The sequence below is a fragment of the Burkholderia cepacia genome (assembly GCF_029962485.1).
Classification (GTDB): Bacteria; Pseudomonadota; Gammaproteobacteria; order Burkholderiales; family Burkholderiaceae; genus Burkholderia.
Genome location: NZ_CP073637.1, coordinates 2,013,028 through 2,031,642, shown reverse-complemented (window position 1 = coordinate 2,031,642; position 18,615 = coordinate 2,013,028). Strand labels below are relative to the sequence as shown.

The 18,615-nt window shown below is 66.4% G+C and carries 15 protein-coding genes; 12 read left to right on the top strand and 3 right to left on the bottom strand.

What is annotated here, in order from left to right:
* Window positions 1–18 precede the first annotated feature (18 nt).
* The 7 genes from hflK to KEC55_RS09385 all read left to right on the top strand — a co-directional run bounded on the left by hflK (window position 19) and on the right by KEC55_RS09385 (window position 8,013).
* Complete coding sequence (gene hflK, locus KEC55_RS09415) at window positions 19–1,365, top strand: FtsH protease activity modulator HflK (protein WP_282505185.1); 1,347 nt, start codon at window positions 19–21, stop codon at window positions 1,363–1,365.
* A gap of 15 nt (window positions 1,366–1,380) precedes the next feature.
* Window positions 1,381–2,280, top strand: coding sequence for a protease modulator HflC (hflC, locus tag KEC55_RS09410; RefSeq protein WP_282505184.1), 900 nt, complete (start codon window positions 1,381–1,383; stop codon window positions 2,278–2,280).
* A gap of 36 nt (window positions 2,281–2,316) precedes the next feature.
* On the top strand, window positions 2,317–2,508 hold the full coding sequence (locus KEC55_RS09405) for a DUF2065 domain-containing protein (protein WP_006478685.1): 192 nt from the start codon (window positions 2,317–2,319) through the stop codon (window positions 2,506–2,508).
* Window positions 2,509–2,609: 101 nt separating this feature from the next.
* Window positions 2,610–3,758, top strand: a complete 1,149-nt coding sequence (locus tag KEC55_RS09400) for an ATP phosphoribosyltransferase regulatory subunit (protein ID WP_282505181.1) — start codon at window positions 2,610–2,612, stop codon at window positions 3,756–3,758.
* 113 nt (window positions 3,759–3,871) lie between these two features.
* Window positions 3,872–5,218, top strand: a complete 1,347-nt coding sequence (locus KEC55_RS09395; protein ID WP_176047174.1) for an adenylosuccinate synthase — start codon at window positions 3,872–3,874, stop codon at window positions 5,216–5,218.
* 7 nt (window positions 5,219–5,225) lie between these two features.
* Window positions 5,226–5,822 carry a phosphoribosyltransferase gene (locus KEC55_RS09390; protein WP_006485899.1) on the top strand — a complete coding sequence of 199 codons (597 nt, stop codon included), beginning with the start codon at window positions 5,226–5,228 and terminating at the stop codon, window positions 5,820–5,822.
* A 274-nt stretch (window positions 5,823–6,096) separates the two neighbouring features.
* Entirely contained in the window at window positions 6,097–8,013 is a 1,917-nt protein-coding gene (locus KEC55_RS09385; protein WP_282505177.1) for a potassium transporter Kup, read from the top strand.
* Window positions 8,014–8,035: 22 nt separating this feature from the next.
* Here KEC55_RS09385 and KEC55_RS09380 read toward each other — a convergent pair whose 3' ends face one another.
* Both KEC55_RS09380 and KEC55_RS09375 read right to left on the bottom strand, forming a co-directional pair.
* Window positions 8,036–9,061: a terpene synthase family protein gene (locus tag KEC55_RS09380; protein WP_282505175.1), complete on the bottom strand. Its 1,026-nt coding sequence runs from the start codon at window positions 9,059–9,061 to the stop codon at window positions 8,036–8,038.
* A 404-nt stretch (window positions 9,062–9,465) separates the two neighbouring features.
* Window positions 9,466–11,790 carry a Tex family protein gene (locus KEC55_RS09375; protein ID WP_282505173.1) on the bottom strand — a complete coding sequence of 775 codons (2,325 nt, stop codon included), beginning with the start codon at window positions 11,788–11,790 and terminating at the stop codon, window positions 9,466–9,468.
* A gap of 160 nt (window positions 11,791–11,950) precedes the next feature.
* Here KEC55_RS09375 and KEC55_RS09370 point away from each other — a divergent pair, with 160 nt between their 5' ends.
* From KEC55_RS09370 to KEC55_RS09360, 3 genes are all read left to right on the top strand, one after another.
* Window positions 11,951–12,703: a hypothetical protein gene (locus tag KEC55_RS09370; RefSeq protein WP_282505171.1), complete on the top strand. Its 753-nt coding sequence runs from the start codon at window positions 11,951–11,953 to the stop codon at window positions 12,701–12,703.
* 76 nt (window positions 12,704–12,779) lie between these two features.
* On the top strand, window positions 12,780–12,995 hold the full coding sequence (locus tag KEC55_RS09365) for a YdcH family protein (protein WP_006478692.1): 216 nt from the start codon (window positions 12,780–12,782) through the stop codon (window positions 12,993–12,995).
* 55 nt (window positions 12,996–13,050) lie between these two features.
* Window positions 13,051–15,300 (top strand): ATP-dependent DNA helicase, encoded by a 2,250-nt coding sequence (locus tag KEC55_RS09360; protein WP_282505170.1) that lies wholly within the window; start codon window positions 13,051–13,053, stop codon window positions 15,298–15,300.
* Between the two features lie 121 nt (window positions 15,301–15,421).
* On the opposite strand, the gene KEC55_RS09355 is transcribed toward KEC55_RS09360, so the two are convergent.
* The gene (locus tag KEC55_RS09355) at window positions 15,422–16,246 is read right to left on the bottom strand and encodes an outer membrane protein assembly factor BamD (protein ID WP_176047168.1); all 825 of its coding nucleotides are present in this window, start codon (window positions 16,244–16,246) and stop codon (window positions 15,422–15,424) included.
* Window positions 16,247–16,287: 41 nt separating this feature from the next.
* Here KEC55_RS09355 and KEC55_RS09350 point away from each other — a divergent pair, with 41 nt between their 5' ends.
* Both KEC55_RS09350 and pgeF read left to right on the top strand, forming a co-directional pair.
* The gene (locus tag KEC55_RS09350) at window positions 16,288–17,499 is read left to right on the top strand and encodes an RluA family pseudouridine synthase (protein WP_282505168.1); all 1,212 of its coding nucleotides are present in this window, start codon (window positions 16,288–16,290) and stop codon (window positions 17,497–17,499) included.
* 6 nt (window positions 17,500–17,505) lie between these two features.
* On the top strand, window positions 17,506–18,345 hold the full coding sequence (gene pgeF / locus KEC55_RS09345) for a peptidoglycan editing factor PgeF (RefSeq protein WP_282505167.1): 840 nt from the start codon (window positions 17,506–17,508) through the stop codon (window positions 18,343–18,345).
* Window positions 18,346–18,615: the final 270 nt, after the last annotated feature.

Here is an 18,615-nt window from a genome sequence, read left to right as displayed (position 1 = left end):
TCTGGTGAACAAACTCTGGTGAACGAATACAACGAGCGGAGTACCTGGCGGCGGATGCGCGCCTTGCTGTCGATCAACGATCCCCGCTGGGGACGCGGCGAAGGCAATGGCAAAGACGGATCCCGTCCGCGTCCGAACGAATCGAAGCGTCCGCAAGGCGGTGACGGCGATGGTCCGCCCGATCTCGACGAGATGTGGCGCAACTTCAACCGGCGTCTGAGCGGCCTGTTCGGCGGCAAGGGCGGCAACGGCTTCCGTCCTGACAACGGCCGCGCTGCGCGAGTCGGCGTCGGCATCGTGATCGGCGTGCTGGTCGCGGTCTACGCGGGCAGCGGGCTGTTCGTCGTGCAGGAAGGTCAGACGGGCGTCGTGCTGCAGCTCGGCAAGCTGTCGGGCACGGTCGGCCAGGGCGTGCACTGGCGCGCGCCGTATCCGTTCGCGTCGCACGAAATCGTCGATACGTCGCAGGTCCGCTCGATCGAGATCGGCCGCAACAACGTCGTGCGTCTCGCGAACGTGAAGGAAGCAGCGATGCTGACGCGCGATGCCGACATCGTCGACGTCCGTTTCATCGTCCAGTACCGGATCCGTTCCGCCACCGATTACCTGTTCCGCAGCGTCGATCCCGAACGCAGCGTCTCGCAGGCCGCACAGGCCGCGGTACGCGCGATCGTCGGCACGCGCAGCGCGGCCGACATGCTGAACCAGGACCGTGACGCGCTGCGCGAGCAGCTGTCCACGGCGATCCAGCGCGACCTCGACCGCTACCAGTCGGGGCTCGAGGTGACGGCCGTCACGATGCAGAACGTCGCGGCACCGGAGCAGACGCAGGCCGCATACGCCGAAGTCGCGAAGGCACGCGACGAGCGCGAGGCCGCGAAGCGTGCTGCGCAGGCCTATGCAAGCGACCTGCTGCCGAAGGCGCAGGGTGATGCCGCGAAGCTCGTCGACGAAGCGAAGGCGTATGCCGATCGCGTGGTCACGCAAGCCGAGGGCGACGCCGATCGCTTCAAGCAGGTTTATGCGCAGTACTCGAAGGCGCCCGCGGTGATCCGCGAGCGGATGTACCTCGAGACGATGCAGGAAATCTATTCGAACGCGACGAAGGTGTTCGTCGGCAACAAGGGCGGCAACAGCGTCGTGTACTTGCCGCTCGACAAGCTCGTCGAACAGGGGCGGCAAAATGCCGCGGCGTCCACCGGTGCGTCCGCGCCCGATGCGGCGTCGGCACCGGCAGCCGTCGCGCCGGCCGCGGCTGCGGCCGTACCCGCGAGCGCCGCACCGGCAGCCGCGGCGTCGGGTGTCGACGTGCTGCGATCGCGCGAAGCGTTTCGCAGCCGGTCGCGCGAAGACGATACGAAGTAACGGGGAGCGCAGAACATGAACCGAATCATTGCGCTCGTCGTCGCAATCGTGATCGTTGCCTTCGCGGCGTCCTCGACGGTCCTGACCGTCGATCCGCGCCATGCGGCCGTGCTGTCGGGCCGCGACGGCGTGCAGCCCGAACTCGCGGGCCCGGGCATCCACTTCAAGCTGCCGCCGCCGTTGCAAACGGCCACGCTGATCGACACGCGCCTGCAATCGCTCGAGTCGTCCGATCCGCTGCAGCTGGCGACCCAAGACAAGCACGACCTGCTCGTCGCGTATGCGGTGAAGTACCGGATCAGCGATCCGATGAAGTATTTCACCGCGACGGGCGGCGACCCGGCAGCGGCCACCGAACGCCTGACCGGCGTGCTGAAGAGTGCGCTCGGCGATGCGTTCGGCCAGCGCGCGCTCGACGACGCCCTTGGCGGCCAGCGTGCGATCGCCGATGCGGCCCGCGACGCGGCCAAGGCGAAGGCGGCCGGTTTCGGCGTCGACGTGGTCGACGTCCAGCTGACGCGCGTCGACCTGCCGGCCGCGCAGACGGATGCCGTCTATCAACGGATGATCGGCGCGCTGCGCGATCAGGCCGCGCAGGTGCGTGCGGAAGGCGCGGCCGACGTCGAGCAGATCAAGGCCGACGCCGAGCGCGAACAGCAGGCCGTGCTCGCGAACGCGTACAAGTCCGCGCAGACGATCAAGGGCGAGGGCGACGCAAAAGCCGCGACGATCGCCGCCGATGCGTTCGGTCGCGATCCGCAGTTCTATCAGTTCTACGCGAGCCTGCAGGCCTACCGGAATACGTTCAAGCGCAACGACATCATCGTCGTCGATCCCGACAGCGAGTTCTTCCGCTTCATGCGCAGCCCGACGGGCGGTGCCGCACCGGCGGCACCTGCTCCCCGCAAACACTGACCTTGGGGCGCCGCGTCGAGCGGCGCCGTCGCTCGCATGGACCTGGCTGGCTCGTTGTTGCTCGCAGTAGCGCTGATGCTGATCATCGAGGGGGCGTTCCCCTTCGTGTTTCCCGTCGCCTGGCGCGACACGTTTCGTAGAATAGCTGAGCGGCCGCCGCATCATATCCGGATCGGCGGGCTGATCGTGATGGTGCTCGGGCTCGTGCTGCTGCTGCTCGCCACTTGATCCGGACGGCGCATCCGCCGTTCGTCCCGCCCGATTCCGAAGTTCCGATTCAACTCGCGGCGCGCGTGGCGCGCGCCGTTTCCCGTCGTAGGACCGTACCGATGTCGACCTGGTTACTTCCCGAGAATATCGCCGACGTACTGCCGTCGGAAGCGCGCAAGATCGAGGAGCTGCGCCGCAGGCTGCTCGACCGCTTCCGTTCGTACGGCTACGAAATGGTGATGCCGCCGCTGCTCGAGTATCTCGAGTCGCTGCTGACGAGCGGCGGCACCGACCTGCGCCTGCGCACCTTCAAGCTGGTCGACCAGCTGTCGGGCCGCACGCTCGGCCTGCGTGCGGACATCACGCCGCAGGTGGCACGGATCGACGCACACCTGTTGAACCGCCAGGGTGTGACGCGCCTGTGCTACGCGGGCCACGTGATGCATACGCGTCCGCGCGGCCTGCACGCAACGCGCGAGCAGATCCAGATCGGCGCGGAAATCTACGGGCATGCCGGGCTGGAAGCCGATCTCGAGATCCAGCAGCTGATGCTCGACGCGCTGCATCTCGCGGGCCTGTCGCGCATCCGTCTCGACCTCGGTCATGCGGGCGTGCTCGCGGCGCTGCTGGCACGCGACGCGCAGGCCGCCGAGCGCGGCGAGTCGCTGTACGACGCGTTGTCGGGCAAGGACGTGCCGCTCCTGAACGAACTCACCGACGATCTCGGCGCCGATACGCGCGCCGCGCTGCGCGCGCTGCCGAACCTCTACGGCGACGCGAGCGTGCTCGCCGAGGCGCGTGCGCGTCTGCCGGTGCTGCCCGAAATCACGCGGGCGCTCGACGATCTGGCGCAGCTCGCGGCACAGGCGAAGGGCGCGGAAGTGGCGATCGACCTCGCCGATCTGCGCGGCTATGCGTACCACAGCGGCGCAATGTTCAGCGCGTACATCGACGGCGTGCCGAACGCGATCGCGCGCGGCGGGCGTTATGACCACGTCGGGCAGGCGTACGGCCGTGCGCGACCGGCAACGGGCTTCTCGCTCGACCTGCGCGAGCTCGCGCGGATTTCGCCGGTCGAGGCGCGCGGCACCGCGATTCTCGCGCCGTGGGCGCAGGACGACGCACTGGGCGCGGCCGTCGCCGCGCTGCGCGATGCGGGCGAGGTCGTGATCCAGGCGTTGCCGGGCCACGACCACGTGCTCGACGAGTTCGCATGCGATCGTTCGCTCGTCGAGCGCAACGGCACATGGGTGGTCGAACCCCGCTAAACAGGCGTTCGCGGGCCGTGCTTCGGCGTGCATATCGTTGAAGCGAAACGGAAAAATTCGGAATCGCCCGCGAACATAGGTAGAATACGTTTTTAACCAGCTAACGAATCAACATGTCTGCCAGCGCAGTGAACGTGACTCCCGGGCGCAATGTCGTCGTCGTGGGAACGCAATGGGGTGATGAAGGCAAGGGCAAGATCGTCGACTGGCTGACGGACCACGCTCAGGGCGTCGTGCGTTTCCAGGGCGGTCACAACGCCGGCCACACCCTCATCATCGGCGGCAAGAAAACGATCTTGCGCCTCATTCCGTCGGGCATCATGCGTGAAGGCGTCGCCTGCTACATCGGCAACGGCGTCGTCCTGTCCCCCGAAGCACTGTTCAAGGAAATCGGCGAGCTCGAAGAAGCCGGCGTGAACGTGCGCGACCGTCTGTTCATCTCCGAAGCCACGACGCTGATCCTGCCGTACCACATCGCGATCGACCAGGCGCGTGAAGCGCGCAAGGGCGCGGGCAAGATCGGCACGACGGGCCGCGGCATCGGCCCTGCGTATGAAGACAAGGTTGGCCGCCGCGCGCTGCGCGTGCAGGACCTGTTCGACGCGAAGACCTTCGCCGACCGCCTGCGCGAAAATCTCGATTTCCACAACTTCGTGCTGACCCAATACCTGGGTGGCGCGGCCGTTGATTTCCAGGCCACGCTCGACACGATGCTCGGCTATGCCGACCGCCTGAAGCCGATGGTGGCCGATGTGTCGCGCCGCCTGTACGACGCAAACAATGCGGGCCAGAACCTGCTGTTCGAAGGCGCGCAAGGCACGCTGCTCGACATCGATCACGGCACCTATCCGTTCGTCACGTCGAGCAACTGCGTCGCGGGTGCGGCGTCGGCCGGCGCGGGCGTCGGTCCGCAGAAGCTCAACTACATCCTCGGCATCACGAAGGCGTATTGCACGCGGGTCGGTTCGGGCCCGTTCCCGAGCGAACTGTACGATGCGGACAATCCGCAGCGTCAGGACCAGATCGGCGTCACGCTCGCGAACGTCGGCAAGGAATTCGGTTCGGTCACCGGCCGTCCGCGCCGCACCGGCTGGCTCGACGCAGCCGCGCTGCGCCGCTCGATCCAGATCAACGGCGTGTCGGGTCTGTGCATGACGAAGCTCGACGTGCTCGACGGCCTCGACGAAGTCAAGCTGTGCGTCGGCTACAAGATCGACGGCAAGGATGCGGACATCCTGCCGCGTGGCGCAGCTGACGTGGCGCGTTGCGAACCCGTGTACGAAACGTTCCCCGGCTGGAAGGAAAGCACGGTCGGCATCAATACGTGGGATGCGCTGCCGGCGAACGCGCAGGCGTACCTGTCCCGTGTCCAGGAAGTGGCTGGCGTGCCGGTCGACATGGTGTCGACGGGCCCGGACCGCGACGAAACGATCCTGCTCCGCCATCCGTTCAAGGTGTAATTTTCAGATGACGCAGCAAATCACGATGACGGCGGCAGACTTGATGACTGATCCGCGCAACGACGACAAGAACCTGTGGGTAGGCTGGGACGAGTATCACCGTCTGATCGAGCTGCTCGCGCTCCAGGTGCATGCCTCGGGCTGGAAGTTCGACCAGATCCTGTGCCTCGCGCGCGGCGGCCTGCGCGTCGGCGACCAACTGTCGCGCATCTACGACGTGCCGCTCGCGATTCTCGCGACGAGTTCGTACCGCGAAGCGGCCGGCACCGAGCAGGGTGAGCTCGACATCGCACAGTACATCACGATGACGCGCGGCAACCTCGCGGGCAACGTGCTGCTGGTCGACGATCTCGTCGATTCGGGTGTCACGCTCGCGCGCGTGCAGGAGCACCTGAAGGAGCGTTACCCGTCCGTGACGGCCGTGCGCTCGGCCGTGCTCTGGTACAAGGGGTGCTCGAAGGTCAAGCCCGACTATCACACGCAGTTTCTGCCGACGAATCCGTGGATTCATCAGCCGTTCGAGGAGTGGGACACGGTTCGTCCGCACAACCTCGAGGCGTGGATCAAGCGCGGTCGCGCGCAGCGCGACGGATCGGGCGCGTAAGCGCCCGGCCGATCGAAGGAAAGCCTTGTACGGCGCCGCTTGCGGCGCCGTTTTTCATTGGGGCGCCGGGAGCGCCGAGCGGTGCAATCCGAGGATCGGGTAGGCAGACGGCGCGGCCCCGGCTATGATGGCAGCCCTGCCACAGCTCGCGCCGAATTGCATGCGCAGCGTGGATCACGTGGTTCCACGGCAACAGAGCAGGGCGGCGTTTCACGGGGGCGCGAGTAGAATAGCGCTCGTTTTGTCCGACCCGGACCCGATTATTACGCTTCATATGAACGACACGATCCACGCGACCGACGCCGCACACGCGCCGCATTCGACGCAACAACACTCGATGCGGGCGCTAGCGATAGCAGCCATCGGCGTCGTGTTCGGCGACATCGGCACTAGCCCGCTGTATTCGCTGAAGGAGGCGTTCAGCCCCGCACACGGCATTCCGCTCACCGAAGGGTCGATTCTCGGCGTGATCTCGCTGCTGTTCTGGGCAATCATCCTGGTGGTCGGCGTCAAGTACCTGCTGTTCGTGATGCGGGCCGACAACAACGGCGAAGGCGGCGTGCTCGCGCTGATGGCGCTGTCGCTGCGGCCGCTCGACTCGAAAACCCGCGTCGCGGGTGCGTTGATGGCGCTCGGGATCTTCGGCGCGTGCATGTTCTACGGGGACGCGGTGATCACGCCGGCGATCTCGGTGATGTCGGCGGTCGAAGGTCTCGAAATCGCGACACCTCACCTGTCCCACCTCGTGCTGCCGATCACGATCGTGATCCTGATCGCGCTGTTCTGGATCCAGCGTCACGGCACCGCGCTGGTCGGCAAGCTGTTCGGCCCGATCATGGTGTTGTGGTTCATCGTGATCGCGGCGCTCGGCGTGTACCACATCGTGCGCGTGCCGGGCATCATGGCGGCCATCAACCCGTATTACGCGGCGTCGTTCATGGCCGACCACCTGTTGCAGGCCTACGTCGTGCTCGGCTCGGTCGTGCTGGTGCTGACCGGTGCGGAAGCGCTCTACGCGGACATGGGCCACTTCGGCGCGAAGCCGATCCGGATCGCCGCGTACGGGCTCGTGATGCCGTCGCTCGTGCTGAACTACTTCGGCCAGGGCGCGCTGCTGATCCAGAATCCCAAGGCGATCGAAAACCCGTTCTTCCTGCTGGCGCCCGAATGGGGGCTGCTGCCGCTCGTGGTGCTGTCGACGGTCGCGACCGTGATCGCGTCGCAGGCCGTGATCTCGGGCGCCTATTCGCTGACGTCGCAGGCGATCCAGCTCGGCTACGTGCCGCGCATGAAGGTGCTGCACACGTCCGAGCTCGCGATCGGCCAGATCTATGTGCCGGTCGTGAACTGGCTGCTGCTGTTCGTGATCCTCTGCATCGTGGTCGGCTTCAAGAGCTCCGACAACCTCGCGGCCGCGTACGGCATCGCGGTGACGGCGACGATGGTGATCACGACCGTGCTCGCCTGCGTCGTGATGGTGAAGGTGTGGAACTGGAACCGGCTGCTGGTCGGCGCGATCATCGCGGTGTTCCTCGCGATCGACCTCGGCTTCTTCGGCGCGAACCTGCTGAAGGTCGCGCAGGGCGGCTGGCTGCCGCTCGGCATCGGCGCGCTGCTGTTCTTCCTGCTGATGACCTGGTACAAGGGGCGTCACATCGTCAAGGAGCGCACGGCCGCCGACGGCATTCCGCTCGAGCCGTTCCTGCAGGGGCTGCTCGCGCATCCGCCGCATCGCGTGTCGGGCACCGCGATCTACCTGACCGGCAACGACAAGCTCGTGCCCGTCAGCCTGCTGCACAACCTGAAGCACAACAAGGTGCTGCACGAGCGGACCATTTTCCTGACGTTCGTCACGCGCGACATTCCTTACGTGCGCGACGACAAGCGCCAGACCTCGCGTGATGCGGGCGGCGGGCTGTACATCGTCAGGGCCGAGTACGGCTTCAACGAGACGCCGGACGTGAAGGCCGTGCTCGAGGAGTTCGGCCGGACCCACGACATGACGTTCGAGCTGATGGACACGTCGTTCTTCCTCGCGCGCGAAACCGTCGTGCCGACCCATCTGCCCGGGATGTCGATCTGGCGCGAGCGCGTGTTCGCGTGGATGCACCAGAACGCGGCGAAGCCGACCGACTTCTTCTCGATTCCGGCAAACCGCGTCGTCGAGCTCGGCACGAAGATCGAGATCTGACCGCGCGCGGCGCGCAGGCTGTTCAGCCGCGCGCCGCGTTCTCCGACAGCGCGATCAGGCTGCGATCGTCCGCATCGCTTGCCGCGAACGCAGCGGCATAGCGCTGCGTATCCCGCGCCACCCAATCCAGATAGCCGCGTATCCAGTATCGGTAGCCGTCGACGAGGCCGCGCACGCGCGTGTCGGCGTGCGGCACCAGCGCATCGGCGCACTGTACGAACTCGCCGATCTCGGCGCGCACGCGGGCGGCCGTGTAGTCGATGCCGGTCTGCAGCGAATGACCGCGCGACGCGTGGACCATCACCATGTTCCGGAACTGGCCTGGCTGGCGCGCTTCGATTCCGATACTCTGGATGTCGTTGCTCCAGCAGACGATATTGTTCGCGTGCCTGCACAGTGCCTGGATCTCCGGGCGGTGAAACGTGTCGGGCGGGACGGCGCCGGAATTGGCCACGTCCGCCAGTGCCAGGCACGGATTCATGCCGCTCGTGTGGCGCCGGATCGTTTCGTACTGCGGCACGGCGACCGGCTCGACTTTCAGGTGTCCGAGGATCTGCAATCCGGCCGTGGTGGCCCACAGGCGCATGCCTTGCGCGAAGCGCGCGAAATGCTCGGCGGACAGGCGCGCACGCAGGCGTTGACACACGTCGAGCCAGGCGCGCTCGCCGTAGACCGGCTCGGGGCCCGTACAGGCGTAGTCGAGTACGTCGATCATCGCGGTCAGGTTGCGCAGCGTATCGGGGCCGACCGGCTCCACGCGATCGACGAACAGGTCGTCGACGAGAAAGAACCACACGAAGTAATCGGCAAGTGCCTGCAGCAGAGGCGGATCGGCGTTCGGGTAGCAGCGCGCGGCGAGCCAGCCGTAACGGGTGCGTACGACGCGCTCCCGATGGGCGTCGGAGACGAGCAGGCCGTATGCGTCGGCCCATTCGAGCATGCGTGATTCGATCCGCTCGACGTGCGGTGAACAGGCACCGGCCCACGGCACATCGAACACGGGAATGCGCAAGGCGTCCAGTTCGGTTTCCAGATCATCTGCTTTCATGATTCCCCGATCCATTTTTGCGAATATGCGCTGGCTTGCCGGTCGGCACATATTCCGGATGTGATGCGCCGCGAATCGACTTCAGAAAGTGGTAATGAAAGACGGAATCCTGAAACGCGCGGCGCGTATGAGCGTCGCGAGGAAACCGGTTGCCGAGCGGCGAGTTCGCTTCGCTTATTGAAGGCGTTGAAATGCCGTTCGCGAATTTATTTTATGTGCGGTATTCAAAGCGTCAAGAAAATGCATGCTGCAGTGCGAATTGTTTAATTCACCGACTGGAAGCAGGGAAATGGTGACGAAAACGCACCTATCCGGTTTTCATCGCGATTTTCGAACCCGCGCGTCGACGCAATAAAAAAGCCCGCGTTTCGGCGGGCTTTTTTCTGTCAGCGGCTTTCGCGTGCTCAGCGCTTCAGTTTTGCGAATGCCGCGGCCATCGCGCCGGCCGGTTCCGGCTCGCGCGAACGCTGCGGACGGGCCGCGCCGCGCCCCGCGTTGCCGCGATCCTGGCTGCCGCGCGACGACATGCCGGGCGCTGCCGCGTCGTCGTCGAGGCGCATCGTCAGCGCAATGCGCTGGCGCTTCACGTCGACGTCCAGCACCTTCACCTTGACGACCTGGCCGGCCTTCACGACTTCGTGCGGATCCTTGATGAATTTCGTCGACATCGCGGACACGTGGACGAGGCCGTCCTGGTGCACGCCGATATCCACGAACGCACCGAACGCGGCGACGTTCGTCACGACGCCTTCGAGCGTCATGCCCGGCACGAGATCCGACACCTTCTCGACGCCTTCGCGGAACGTCGCGGTCTTGAACTCCGGGCGCGGATCGCGGCCCGGTTTCTCCAGCTCGGACAGGATGTCGCGCACGGTCGGCAGGCCGAAACGTTCGTCAACAAACTCCGTCGGGGACAGGCCCGACAGGGCTTCGCGGTTGCCGAGCACATCGTCGATGCGCTTGCTGATCTTCGCGAGCATCCGTTCGACGACCGGATAGGCCTCCGGGTGCACCGACGAGCGGTCGAGCGGGTTCTCGCCGCCGTTGATGCGCAGGAAGCCGGCGGCCTGTTCGAAGGTCTTGTCGCCGAGGCGCGGCACCTTGCGCAGGTGTTCGCGCGACGGGAACGGGCCGTTCGCATCGCGGTAGTCGACGATGTTGCGCGCGAGCGTCGCGTTCAGGCCGGACACGCGCGCCAGCAGCGGGGCCGATGCCGTGTTCGCGTCGACGCCGACCGCGTTTACGCAATCCTCGACGACCGCGTCGAGCGAGCGGGCGAGTTCGCGCTGGTTCACGTCGTGCTGGTACTGGCCGACGCCGATCGCCTTCGGCTCGATTTTCACGAGCTCGGCGAGCGGATCCTGCAGGCGGCGTGCGATCGACACGGCGCCGCGCAGCGACACGTCCATGTCGGGGAATTCCTTCGCCGCGAGCTCGGACGCCGAGTAGACCGACGCGCCGGCTTCCGACACGACGATCTTCTGCAGGCGCAATTCCGGGTGCTTCGCGATCAGTTCGCTCGCGAGCTTGTCGGTTTCGCGCGAGGCGGTGCCGTTGCCGATGCTGATGAGTTCGGCCTGCGTCTGCGCGGCGATGCGCGCGAGTTTCGCGATCGAGCCGTCCCAGTCGCGGCGCGGCTCGTGCGGGTAGATCGTGTCGGTGGCGAGCACCTTGCCGGTGCGGTCGACGACCGCGACCTTCACGCCCGTGCGCAGGCCGGGGTCGAGACCGATCACGGCCTTCGGGCCGGCCGGCGCGGCCAGCAGCAGGTCGTTCAGGTTGCGTGCGAACACGCGGATCGCTTCGGTTTCGGCCGTTTCGCGCAGCTGCGTGAGGAGTTCATTCTCGATATGCGGCTGCACCTTGACGCGCCAGCACCAGCGGCAGACGTCCGAAAGCCATTTGTCGGCCGGGCGATTCTGGTTCGCGATGCCGAAATGGCGCGCGATCATCGCCTCGCCGGGATGCGGCACCTGCGCGTCGAGCTCTTCGCCGAGGCCGAGCTTGACCGTCAGCACGCCTGCGTTACGGGCGCGGAACAGCGCGAGTGCGCGGTGCGACGGCACGGTCTTGATCGTTTCCGCGTAGTCGTAATAGTCGCGGAATTTCTCGCCTTCCTCGTTTTCCTTGCCCTCGACGACGGCCGACGACACGACGCCCTGGTTGTGCAGGTAGTCGCGCAGCTTGCCGAGCAGCTCGGCCGTTTCACCGAACTGTTCGGACAGGATGTCGCGCGCACCGTCGAGCGCGGCCTTCACGTCGGCGACGCCCTTGTCGGCGTCGACATACGCGGCCGCCTCGGCCTGCGGGTCGAGCAGCGGATTCGCGAGCAGCGCCTGCGCGAGCGGCTCGAGGCCGGCCTCGCGGGCGATCTGCGCACGCGTGCGGCGCTTCGGCTTGTACGGCAGGTAAAGGTCTTCGAGCACCTGCTTGCTGTCGGCCGTATCGATCGCGGCGCGCAGCTCGTCCGTCAGCTTGCCCTGTTCGTCGATGCTCGACAGGATCGTCGCGCGGCGATCCTCGAGCTCGCGCAGATACAGGAGACGTTCCTCGAGCTGGCGCAGCTGCGTGTCGTCGAGGTTGCCGGTCACTTCCTTGCGGTACCGGGCAATGAACGGAACGGTCGAGCCTTCGTCGAGGAGTTGCACGGCCGCCGCGACCTGGCGCGGCTGGACGGACAGTTCAGTGGCGATGCGCTGTACGATCTTGAGTGCTACGGTTTCCGTCATGTCGTGAATGATCTGCCTGCTGAAATCGCGGCGCGGGCCGGCAGGCCCGAAGCGGCGGGCTGCATGGCGGGCCCGACGGGCCAGATGCCGCGGGTGAGTGAAGCGGGGCATTTTGCCATAAATGGCGGAGCGTCCAGCCGGGGGTGATAGAATTTGACACATGTCCCGCAGCTTTCCTACGACGTTGCCAACTTCCCGAATTTCTCTCGTCGCGCTCGGCGCAGCGCTCGCCGCGGCTTTGTCTGCCGGGCCTTCCGGCGCGTTCGCGCAGGCCTCGGTTGCAACCGCGCCGGACGCCGTCGCGACCGCGCCCGGTGCAGCTTCCGCCGCACCGGATTTCGACGCCCGTCAAAAAGTGCTCAATCAACGCACCGCGGAAAACGATTATCGTTATGCGGTAGCCGAGCACGATTGCTACAGCAAATTCTTCGTCAATCACTGTCTCGGCAAGGCGCGCGACCAGATGCGCGACGAGCGCGCGAGCATCCGTCAGGAGCAACTCGCGCTCAACGACGAGCAGCGTGCGGTGCGCGCGCAGCAGCGCGACCAGCAGCAGGCGCTGAAGCAGGCGCAGAACGCAGCGGAAGCGCCGCAGCGGGCGGCGAACGACGCGGCGAACGCGGCTGCGTTCCGCGACAAGCAGGAGCAGAATGCACTGAAGCAGGCGCAGCGCGGTGCGGAAGGGCCGCAACGTGCCGCGAGCAAGCAGGCATACGACCAGAAGCAGGGCGACTTCCAGCGCAAGCTCGACCAGGCGCACCAGCAGGCGGCGCAGAAGGCGCAGGAGCGGGCGGACAACGCCACGCGCTATGAGCAGAAGCAGAAGGAAGCCGCGCAGCACAAGGCCGATGTCGAGCGGCGTCAGCAGGAAGCGGCCGAGAAGGCCAAGCAGCAACAGCAGCAGGGGCAGTAACGTGTTGGATTGATCGGGATCAGTCTCGGGCGCGTCGGCACGCCAGCCGTCGCGCTGCTTCGATGAGGAGGCAACTATGCAAAACCGTCACACGGAACAGCAGCAGGAATTGCACAACCGTTTGGCTGCATTGCAGGAGCAGCACCAGCAGCTCGCTCGGGAGATCGAGCTGAAGGAAGGACACTCCGACATCGACGACATCACGCTGCACCGGCTGAAGAAGGAAAAGCTGGCAGCCAAGGACAAAATCATTCTGCTGCAATCGCAGCTCGAACCGGATAAGCGCGCCTGAGCGCGGCCTGGCAAGCGCCGGCGCCGCCAGGGCGCTGGACACAGGAACGCTTGCCTTGAATTCACCGCTTGAAGCCACCCCCGATGCCCGGCGTGACACATCGTCCGCCGGGCGCGTTCGTGCGCCCGAAGGCTCCTTCGAGCTGAGCCGCAAGCGCGTCGACGAACTCGACACGATCTTCGGCGAAGGCGGGTTGCTGGCGCGCGCGCTCGACGGCTATCGGCCGCGTACGTCCCAGATCGAGATGGCGCGGGCAGTCGCGTCCGCGATGGAAGCGTCCGCGCGCCGGATGCCCGAGCCCGAGATCTTCGAAACCCGCAAGCGGCCGGCGCGCCGCCTCGGCGACGGCGACAAGGCGGCCGAACCGGGCGCGGACGGCGCCACGCTAGCCGAATCCGATAGCGACGCGGCCGACAACACGCTGATCGTCGAAGCTGGTACGGGTACCGGCAAGACCTATGCGTATCTCGTGCCCGCGATGCTGTGGGGTGGCAAGGTGATCGTGTCGACCGGCACGAAACACCTGCAGGACCAGCTGTTCCAGCGCGACATCCCGACCGTGCGCAACGCGCTCGCGGTGCCGGTGTCGGTGGCGATGCTCAAGGGGCGGTCGAACTACCTGTGCCATTACTACCTGCAACGCACGGCCGACAACGGCCGCCTGCCGTCGCGGCAGGACACCGCGTATCTGCAGGAAATCGTCCGCTTCGCGAAGATCACGAAGAGCGGCGACAAGGCCGAGCTTGCGAGCGTGCCGGAAACGGCACCCGTGTGGTCGATGGTTACGTCGACGCGCGACAACTGCCTCGGCCAGGAATGCCCGCATTACAAGGAATGCTTCGTGATGCAGGCGCGGCGCGAGGCGCAGCAGGCCGACGTCGTCGTCGTCAACCATCACCTGTTCTTCGCGGACATCATGCTGCGCGACACCGGGATGGCCGAGCTGCTGCCGAACGCGAACACGGTCATCTTCGACGAAGCGCACCAGCTGCCGGAGACGGCGACGCTGTTCTTCGGCGAGACGCTGTCGACCACGCAGATCCTCGAACTCGCACGCGACACGGTGGCCGAAGGCCTGGGCCATGCGCGCGACGCGGTCGAGTGGGTGAAGCTCGGCGGCGATCTCGAACGTGCGGCGCGCGACTTGCGCCTCGCGTTCGCGAACGACCAGATCGTCCGCATGTCGCTCGCGCAACTCGGCGACGATCACCCGATGTTCGGCGCGCTCGACGCGCTCGACGTCGCGCTCGATGCGCTCGCGTCGGCGCTCGCGAGCCAGGCGGAACGCGCGGAATCGCTCGGCGCGTGCCTGCGGCGCGCGCGCGAGCTGCAGGATCTGCTGGCCGGCTGGGTCGCGCCCGGTGCGGCGGAAGCGGCCGCGAAGGCCGACGCGGCAGCGGCCGGCGACAAGGCGAGCGCCGACGGCGATCCGAACGAGAAGGTGCGCTGGGTCGAGGTGTTCGCGCATACCGTGCAGCTGCATGAAACGCCGCTGTCGGTCGCGCCGATCTTTGCGAAGCAGCGTGCGGGCGTCCCGCGTGCATGGGTGTTCACGTCGGCCACGTTGTCGGTGCGCGGCGATTTCACTCACTACGCGGCGCAGATGGGCCTCAGTTCGCGTCGCTCGATGACGCTCGCGAGCCCGTTCGACTACCAGTCGCAAGGTCTGCTGTACGTGCCGCGCAACCTGCCGCAGCCGTCTTCGCCGGCGTTTACCGATGCCGTCTTCGATGCCGCGTTGCCGGCGATCGAGGCATCCGGCGGCGGCGTGTTCATGCTGTGCACGACGTTGCGCGCGGTCGACCGGATCGCGTCGAAGTTGCGCGATGTCATCGAATCGCGCGGCTGGAACACGCCGCTGCTCGTGCAGGGCGATGCGAGCCGCACCGAGCTGCTCGACCGTTTCCGCGCGTACGGCAATGCAATCCTGGTCGGCAGCCAGAGTTTCTGGGAGGGCGTCGACGTGCGCGGCGACGCGCTGTCGCTCGTCGTGATCGACAAGCTGCCGTTCGCACCGCCGGACGATCCGGTGCTGGCCGCGCGCCTCGACGCGCTGACGAAGAAGGGCCTGAGTCCGTTCGCGGTGCACCAGCTACCGCAGGCCGTGATCACGCTGAAGCAGGGCGCAGGCCGGCTGATTCGCGCGGAGACGGATCGTGGCGTGCTGATGATCTGCGACACGCGGCTCGTCGACAAGCCCTACGGGCGCCGGATCTGGCAGAGCCTGCCGCCGTTCAAGCGCACCCGCGAGATCGCGGTCGTGCAGGACTTCTTCGACGAGCACCGCTCGGAAAAACGCATGTGACGATACGCGCGGCTTCGGCCGCGCGTGTCGCACCTGCGGCGCCAATATGCGACGCCAATAAAAAACCCGGCTCGATGGCCGGGTTTTTTGTTCGTGCAACGGACGTTGCGTCGCGCGTTCGTCAGAACTGCCACCACGACTTCTTCGCGCCGGGGCGCGAATGGCCCGTGACGTACGGGCTGTCGGGGAACGTGCCCGCGAGCACGCGCTTCGTGTCCTCGGCGAGTTGCGGCTGATCCAGCTTGTTGTACGACAGGATCATGATGTGCAGTGCGTCTTCGATCGCCGGCGCACCCTTGTAATCCTTGATCGCGAGCTGGGCGCGGTTGATCGCCGCCACGTAGGCGCCACGACGGTAGTAGTAGTCGGCCGCGTGCACTTCGTGCGACGCGAGCGCGTTGACGATGTAGCGCATCCGCGCTGCCGCGTCGGGCGCATACTTGCTCTTCGGGAAGCGGTCGACGACGACCTTGAACGCATCGTACGACTCGCGCAGCGCCTGCGGATCGCGTTCGCTCATGTCCTGGCCGGAGAAGCGCCCGAACAGGCCGAGATCGTCGTTGAAGTGGATCATCCCCTTCAGGTAGTACGCGTACGGGATATCCGGATGATCGGGGTGGAGCTGGATGAAGCGGTCGACGGCCTGATCGGCGGCTGCCGCTTCGTTGTCCTTCCAGTTGCAGTATGCAACGTTGATCTGTGCCTGCTGCGCGAAATGACCGAACGGATCGCGGCCTTGCAGCGATTCGAAATATTTCGCGCACTTGCCCCAGTCGCCGCCGGACAGTGCGTCCTGGGCCTCTGAGTATAATTTGTTATTCGACCAGGTAGCCGTCTCGTCCTGCTTCTGCGGCAAGCCGTGGCAGCCGGCGATGAGGGCCACGGCCGCTACCGCCGCAGCCCGGGCGGCGACGGTTCTGGCCGTACGTTTGGTCGAATTCATCATGCTCGCATGTCCTAGCTTCAAGTCTCGGTGACCCAGTCTAAATGACCCGTTCAAGTTCGCAGAATGCCCAGCCGGGCACACCAAATCGCGAAGATTATAGCCCAAGCGATCGGCTCTCCGACGCTGCGTCGGGGGATTCCCTCGATGACGATCTGGTTGGCGACGCAATGCAGCCGCCCGTCGTGCCGTCCGCGGCGGTCGACAATGCGCCGCGCGTCGTCGAAGTGCCGCTGTCGCTCGCAGGTGAACGCCTCGACAAGGCGCTTGCCCAACTGTTCCCCGAATTCTCCCGCAGCCGCCTGCAGAGCTGGATCGAGGCGCAGCGCGTGCTGGTCGACGGCGCGCCCGCGAAGATCCGCCAGCCGGTGCCGCTCGGCGCGAAAATCGAGCTCGTGCCCGACCTGCTGCCCGAGCAGCTCGCGTTCACGCCGGAGCCCGTACCGCTCGACGTGATCTACGAGGACGATGCGCTCGTCGTGATCAACAAGCCGGCCGGCCTCGTCGTGCATCCGGCCGCCGGCAACTGGAGCGGCACGATCCTCAACGGGCTGCTGCATCGCTACGGCGACGCGGCGGCCGGCCTGCCGCGCGCGGGCATCGTCCATCGGCTCGACAAGGAAACGTCCGGCCTGATGGTGGTGGCCCGTACACTGGCCGCGCAGACCGACCTCGTGCGTCAGTTGCAGGCCCGCACGGTGAAGCGCCGCTACTTCGCGCTCGTGTGGGGCACGATGCCCGAGGAAGGCACGATCGACGCGCCGATCGGCCGCGATCCGCGCGAGCGCACGCGCATGGCCGTCGTCACGGGCGCGTCGGGCAAGCCCGCCCGCACGCATTTCCGCACGGTTGACACATGTCTGTGGCAACGTCAGCCGGTTTCGGCGATCCAGTGCGATCTCGAAACCGGCCGCACGCACCAGATCCGCGTGCACTGCGCGCACGCCGGGCACCCGCTGCTCGGCGATCCCGTCTACGGGCGGGCGCGCGGCAAGCGCTCGGTCACGCCGCTGCCGGACGGGTTCGCGCGACAGGCGCTGCATGCATGGCGGCTCGGCCTCGTGCATCCGGTCACGGGCAAGGCGATGCAGTGGCGCTGCCCGCTGCCGGACGACATGAACACCCTCGTCGCGGCGCTCGGCTTCGGGCAGGGCGACGAGGAATTCGACGACGGCGATGGTGTCTACGACGATGACGATTTCGGCGGCGAGTATCACGATGACGAGCCGTACCTGGACGATGATGAGGAGGCGTGAGTGCCGATGACGAACCTGACGCCGTTGACGTGGCAGGACTGCGTACAGCCCGACTGGCAGGTGTCGCCGCGGGTGCGTGCGCTGATCACGACGCGCGACGGCGGCGTGAGCGAAGGCTCGTACGGGCGCTGGCAGGCTGGAGACGCGCTGCCGGGCGGGATGAATCTCGGTCTGCATACCGGTGACGATCCGGCCCATGTCGCCACGAATCGCGCACGTTTGCTCGCCCTCGCTGGTCAGTCGAGCGCCGCGTGGCTCGAGCAGGTTCACGGCGCGGAAATCGTCCGCGCGGACGAGGTGATCGCGGCGGCGCCCGCGGCTGCAGCGCCGGTGCAGGCCGACGCGAGCGTCACGGACCGGGCCGGCGCCGTCTGCGTCGTGATGGTGGCCGATTGCCTGCCCGTGCTGCTGTGCGACGCGCAGGGCCGTGCGGTCGGTGCCGCGCATGCGGGCTGGCGCGGGCTCGCGGCCGGCATCGTCGAGCAGACCGCGGCACGCGTCGCGGCGCTCGCCGGCGGTGCGACGGACACGCTGCATGCGTATCTCGGGCCGGCGATCGGCCCGCAGGCGTTCGAGGTCGGCGCGGACGTGCGCGACGCGTTTCTCGACACGGCTCCGCAGTCGGAGCATGATGAAACCCGGCTCGCGTTCGTCGCGATCGACGGCGCGCCCGGCAAGTTTCTCGCCGATCTCTACGCGCTCGCGCGCCTGCGTCTTGCACGTGCGGGCGTGGCGCACGTGAGCGGCGGGACGGCCTGTACGGTCACCGAACATGCACGCTTCTATTCGTACCGGCGCGATCGCGTGACGGGCCGCATGGCAGCGGTGATCTGGCTGGCCGATTGACGGCATGTGCATGCGCGCGGGGTTTGTTGCGTCGCGAAATCGGGTTATTTCGATATTTAGACGGCAATGCGGCGTGGCACGCGCAACTGAATGAAAAATCCCGAAGTCAAGCCAAACAAAATGTTTTATGTTTCGCCGGAACCCTTGTCCCGCCTGTTGCACGCGGATTATCTCCGTGCAGAAATGTTCAGCGGTTTGACTTGGCGCTTCACATGGGGAAAACGATAATGATAAAAATACCGCACTGCGGCAGAATCTGGAGACGCCTCT

Excerpts from the sequence above, each read along its gene's own strand:
- KEC55_RS09400 (WP_282505181.1), top strand. The coding sequence starts at position 2,610 with ATGTCGACCTGGTTACTTCCCGAGAATATCGCCGACGTACTGCCGTCG.
- KEC55_RS09390 (WP_006485899.1), top strand. The coding sequence starts at position 5,226 with ATGACGCAGCAAATCACGATGACGGCGGCAGACTTGATGACTGATCCG.
- pgeF (WP_282505167.1), top strand. The coding sequence starts at position 17,506 with ATGACGAACCTGACGCCGTTGACGTGGCAGGACTGCGTACAGCCCGAC.
- KEC55_RS09375 (WP_282505173.1), bottom strand. The coding sequence starts at position 11,790 with ATGACGGAAACCGTAGCACTCAAGATCGTACAGCGCATCGCCACTGAA.
- KEC55_RS09380 (WP_282505175.1), bottom strand. The coding sequence starts at position 9,061 with ATGAAAGCAGATGATCTGGAAACCGAACTGGACGCCTTGCGCATTCCC.
- KEC55_RS09365 (WP_006478692.1), top strand. The coding sequence starts at position 12,780 with ATGCAAAACCGTCACACGGAACAGCAGCAGGAATTGCACAACCGTTTG.
- KEC55_RS09355 (WP_176047168.1), bottom strand. The coding sequence starts at position 16,246 with ATGATGAATTCGACCAAACGTACGGCCAGAACCGTCGCCGCCCGGGCT.
- hflC (WP_282505184.1), top strand. The coding sequence starts at position 1,381 with ATGAACCGAATCATTGCGCTCGTCGTCGCAATCGTGATCGTTGCCTTC.
- KEC55_RS09395 (WP_176047174.1), top strand. The coding sequence starts at position 3,872 with ATGTCTGCCAGCGCAGTGAACGTGACTCCCGGGCGCAATGTCGTCGTC.
- KEC55_RS09405 (WP_006478685.1), top strand. The coding sequence starts at position 2,317 with ATGGACCTGGCTGGCTCGTTGTTGCTCGCAGTAGCGCTGATGCTGATC.
- KEC55_RS09385 (WP_282505177.1), top strand. The coding sequence starts at position 6,097 with ATGAACGACACGATCCACGCGACCGACGCCGCACACGCGCCGCATTCG.
- KEC55_RS09370 (WP_282505171.1), top strand. The coding sequence starts at position 11,951 with ATGTCCCGCAGCTTTCCTACGACGTTGCCAACTTCCCGAATTTCTCTC.
- KEC55_RS09350 (WP_282505168.1), top strand. The coding sequence starts at position 16,288 with ATGACCCGTTCAAGTTCGCAGAATGCCCAGCCGGGCACACCAAATCGC.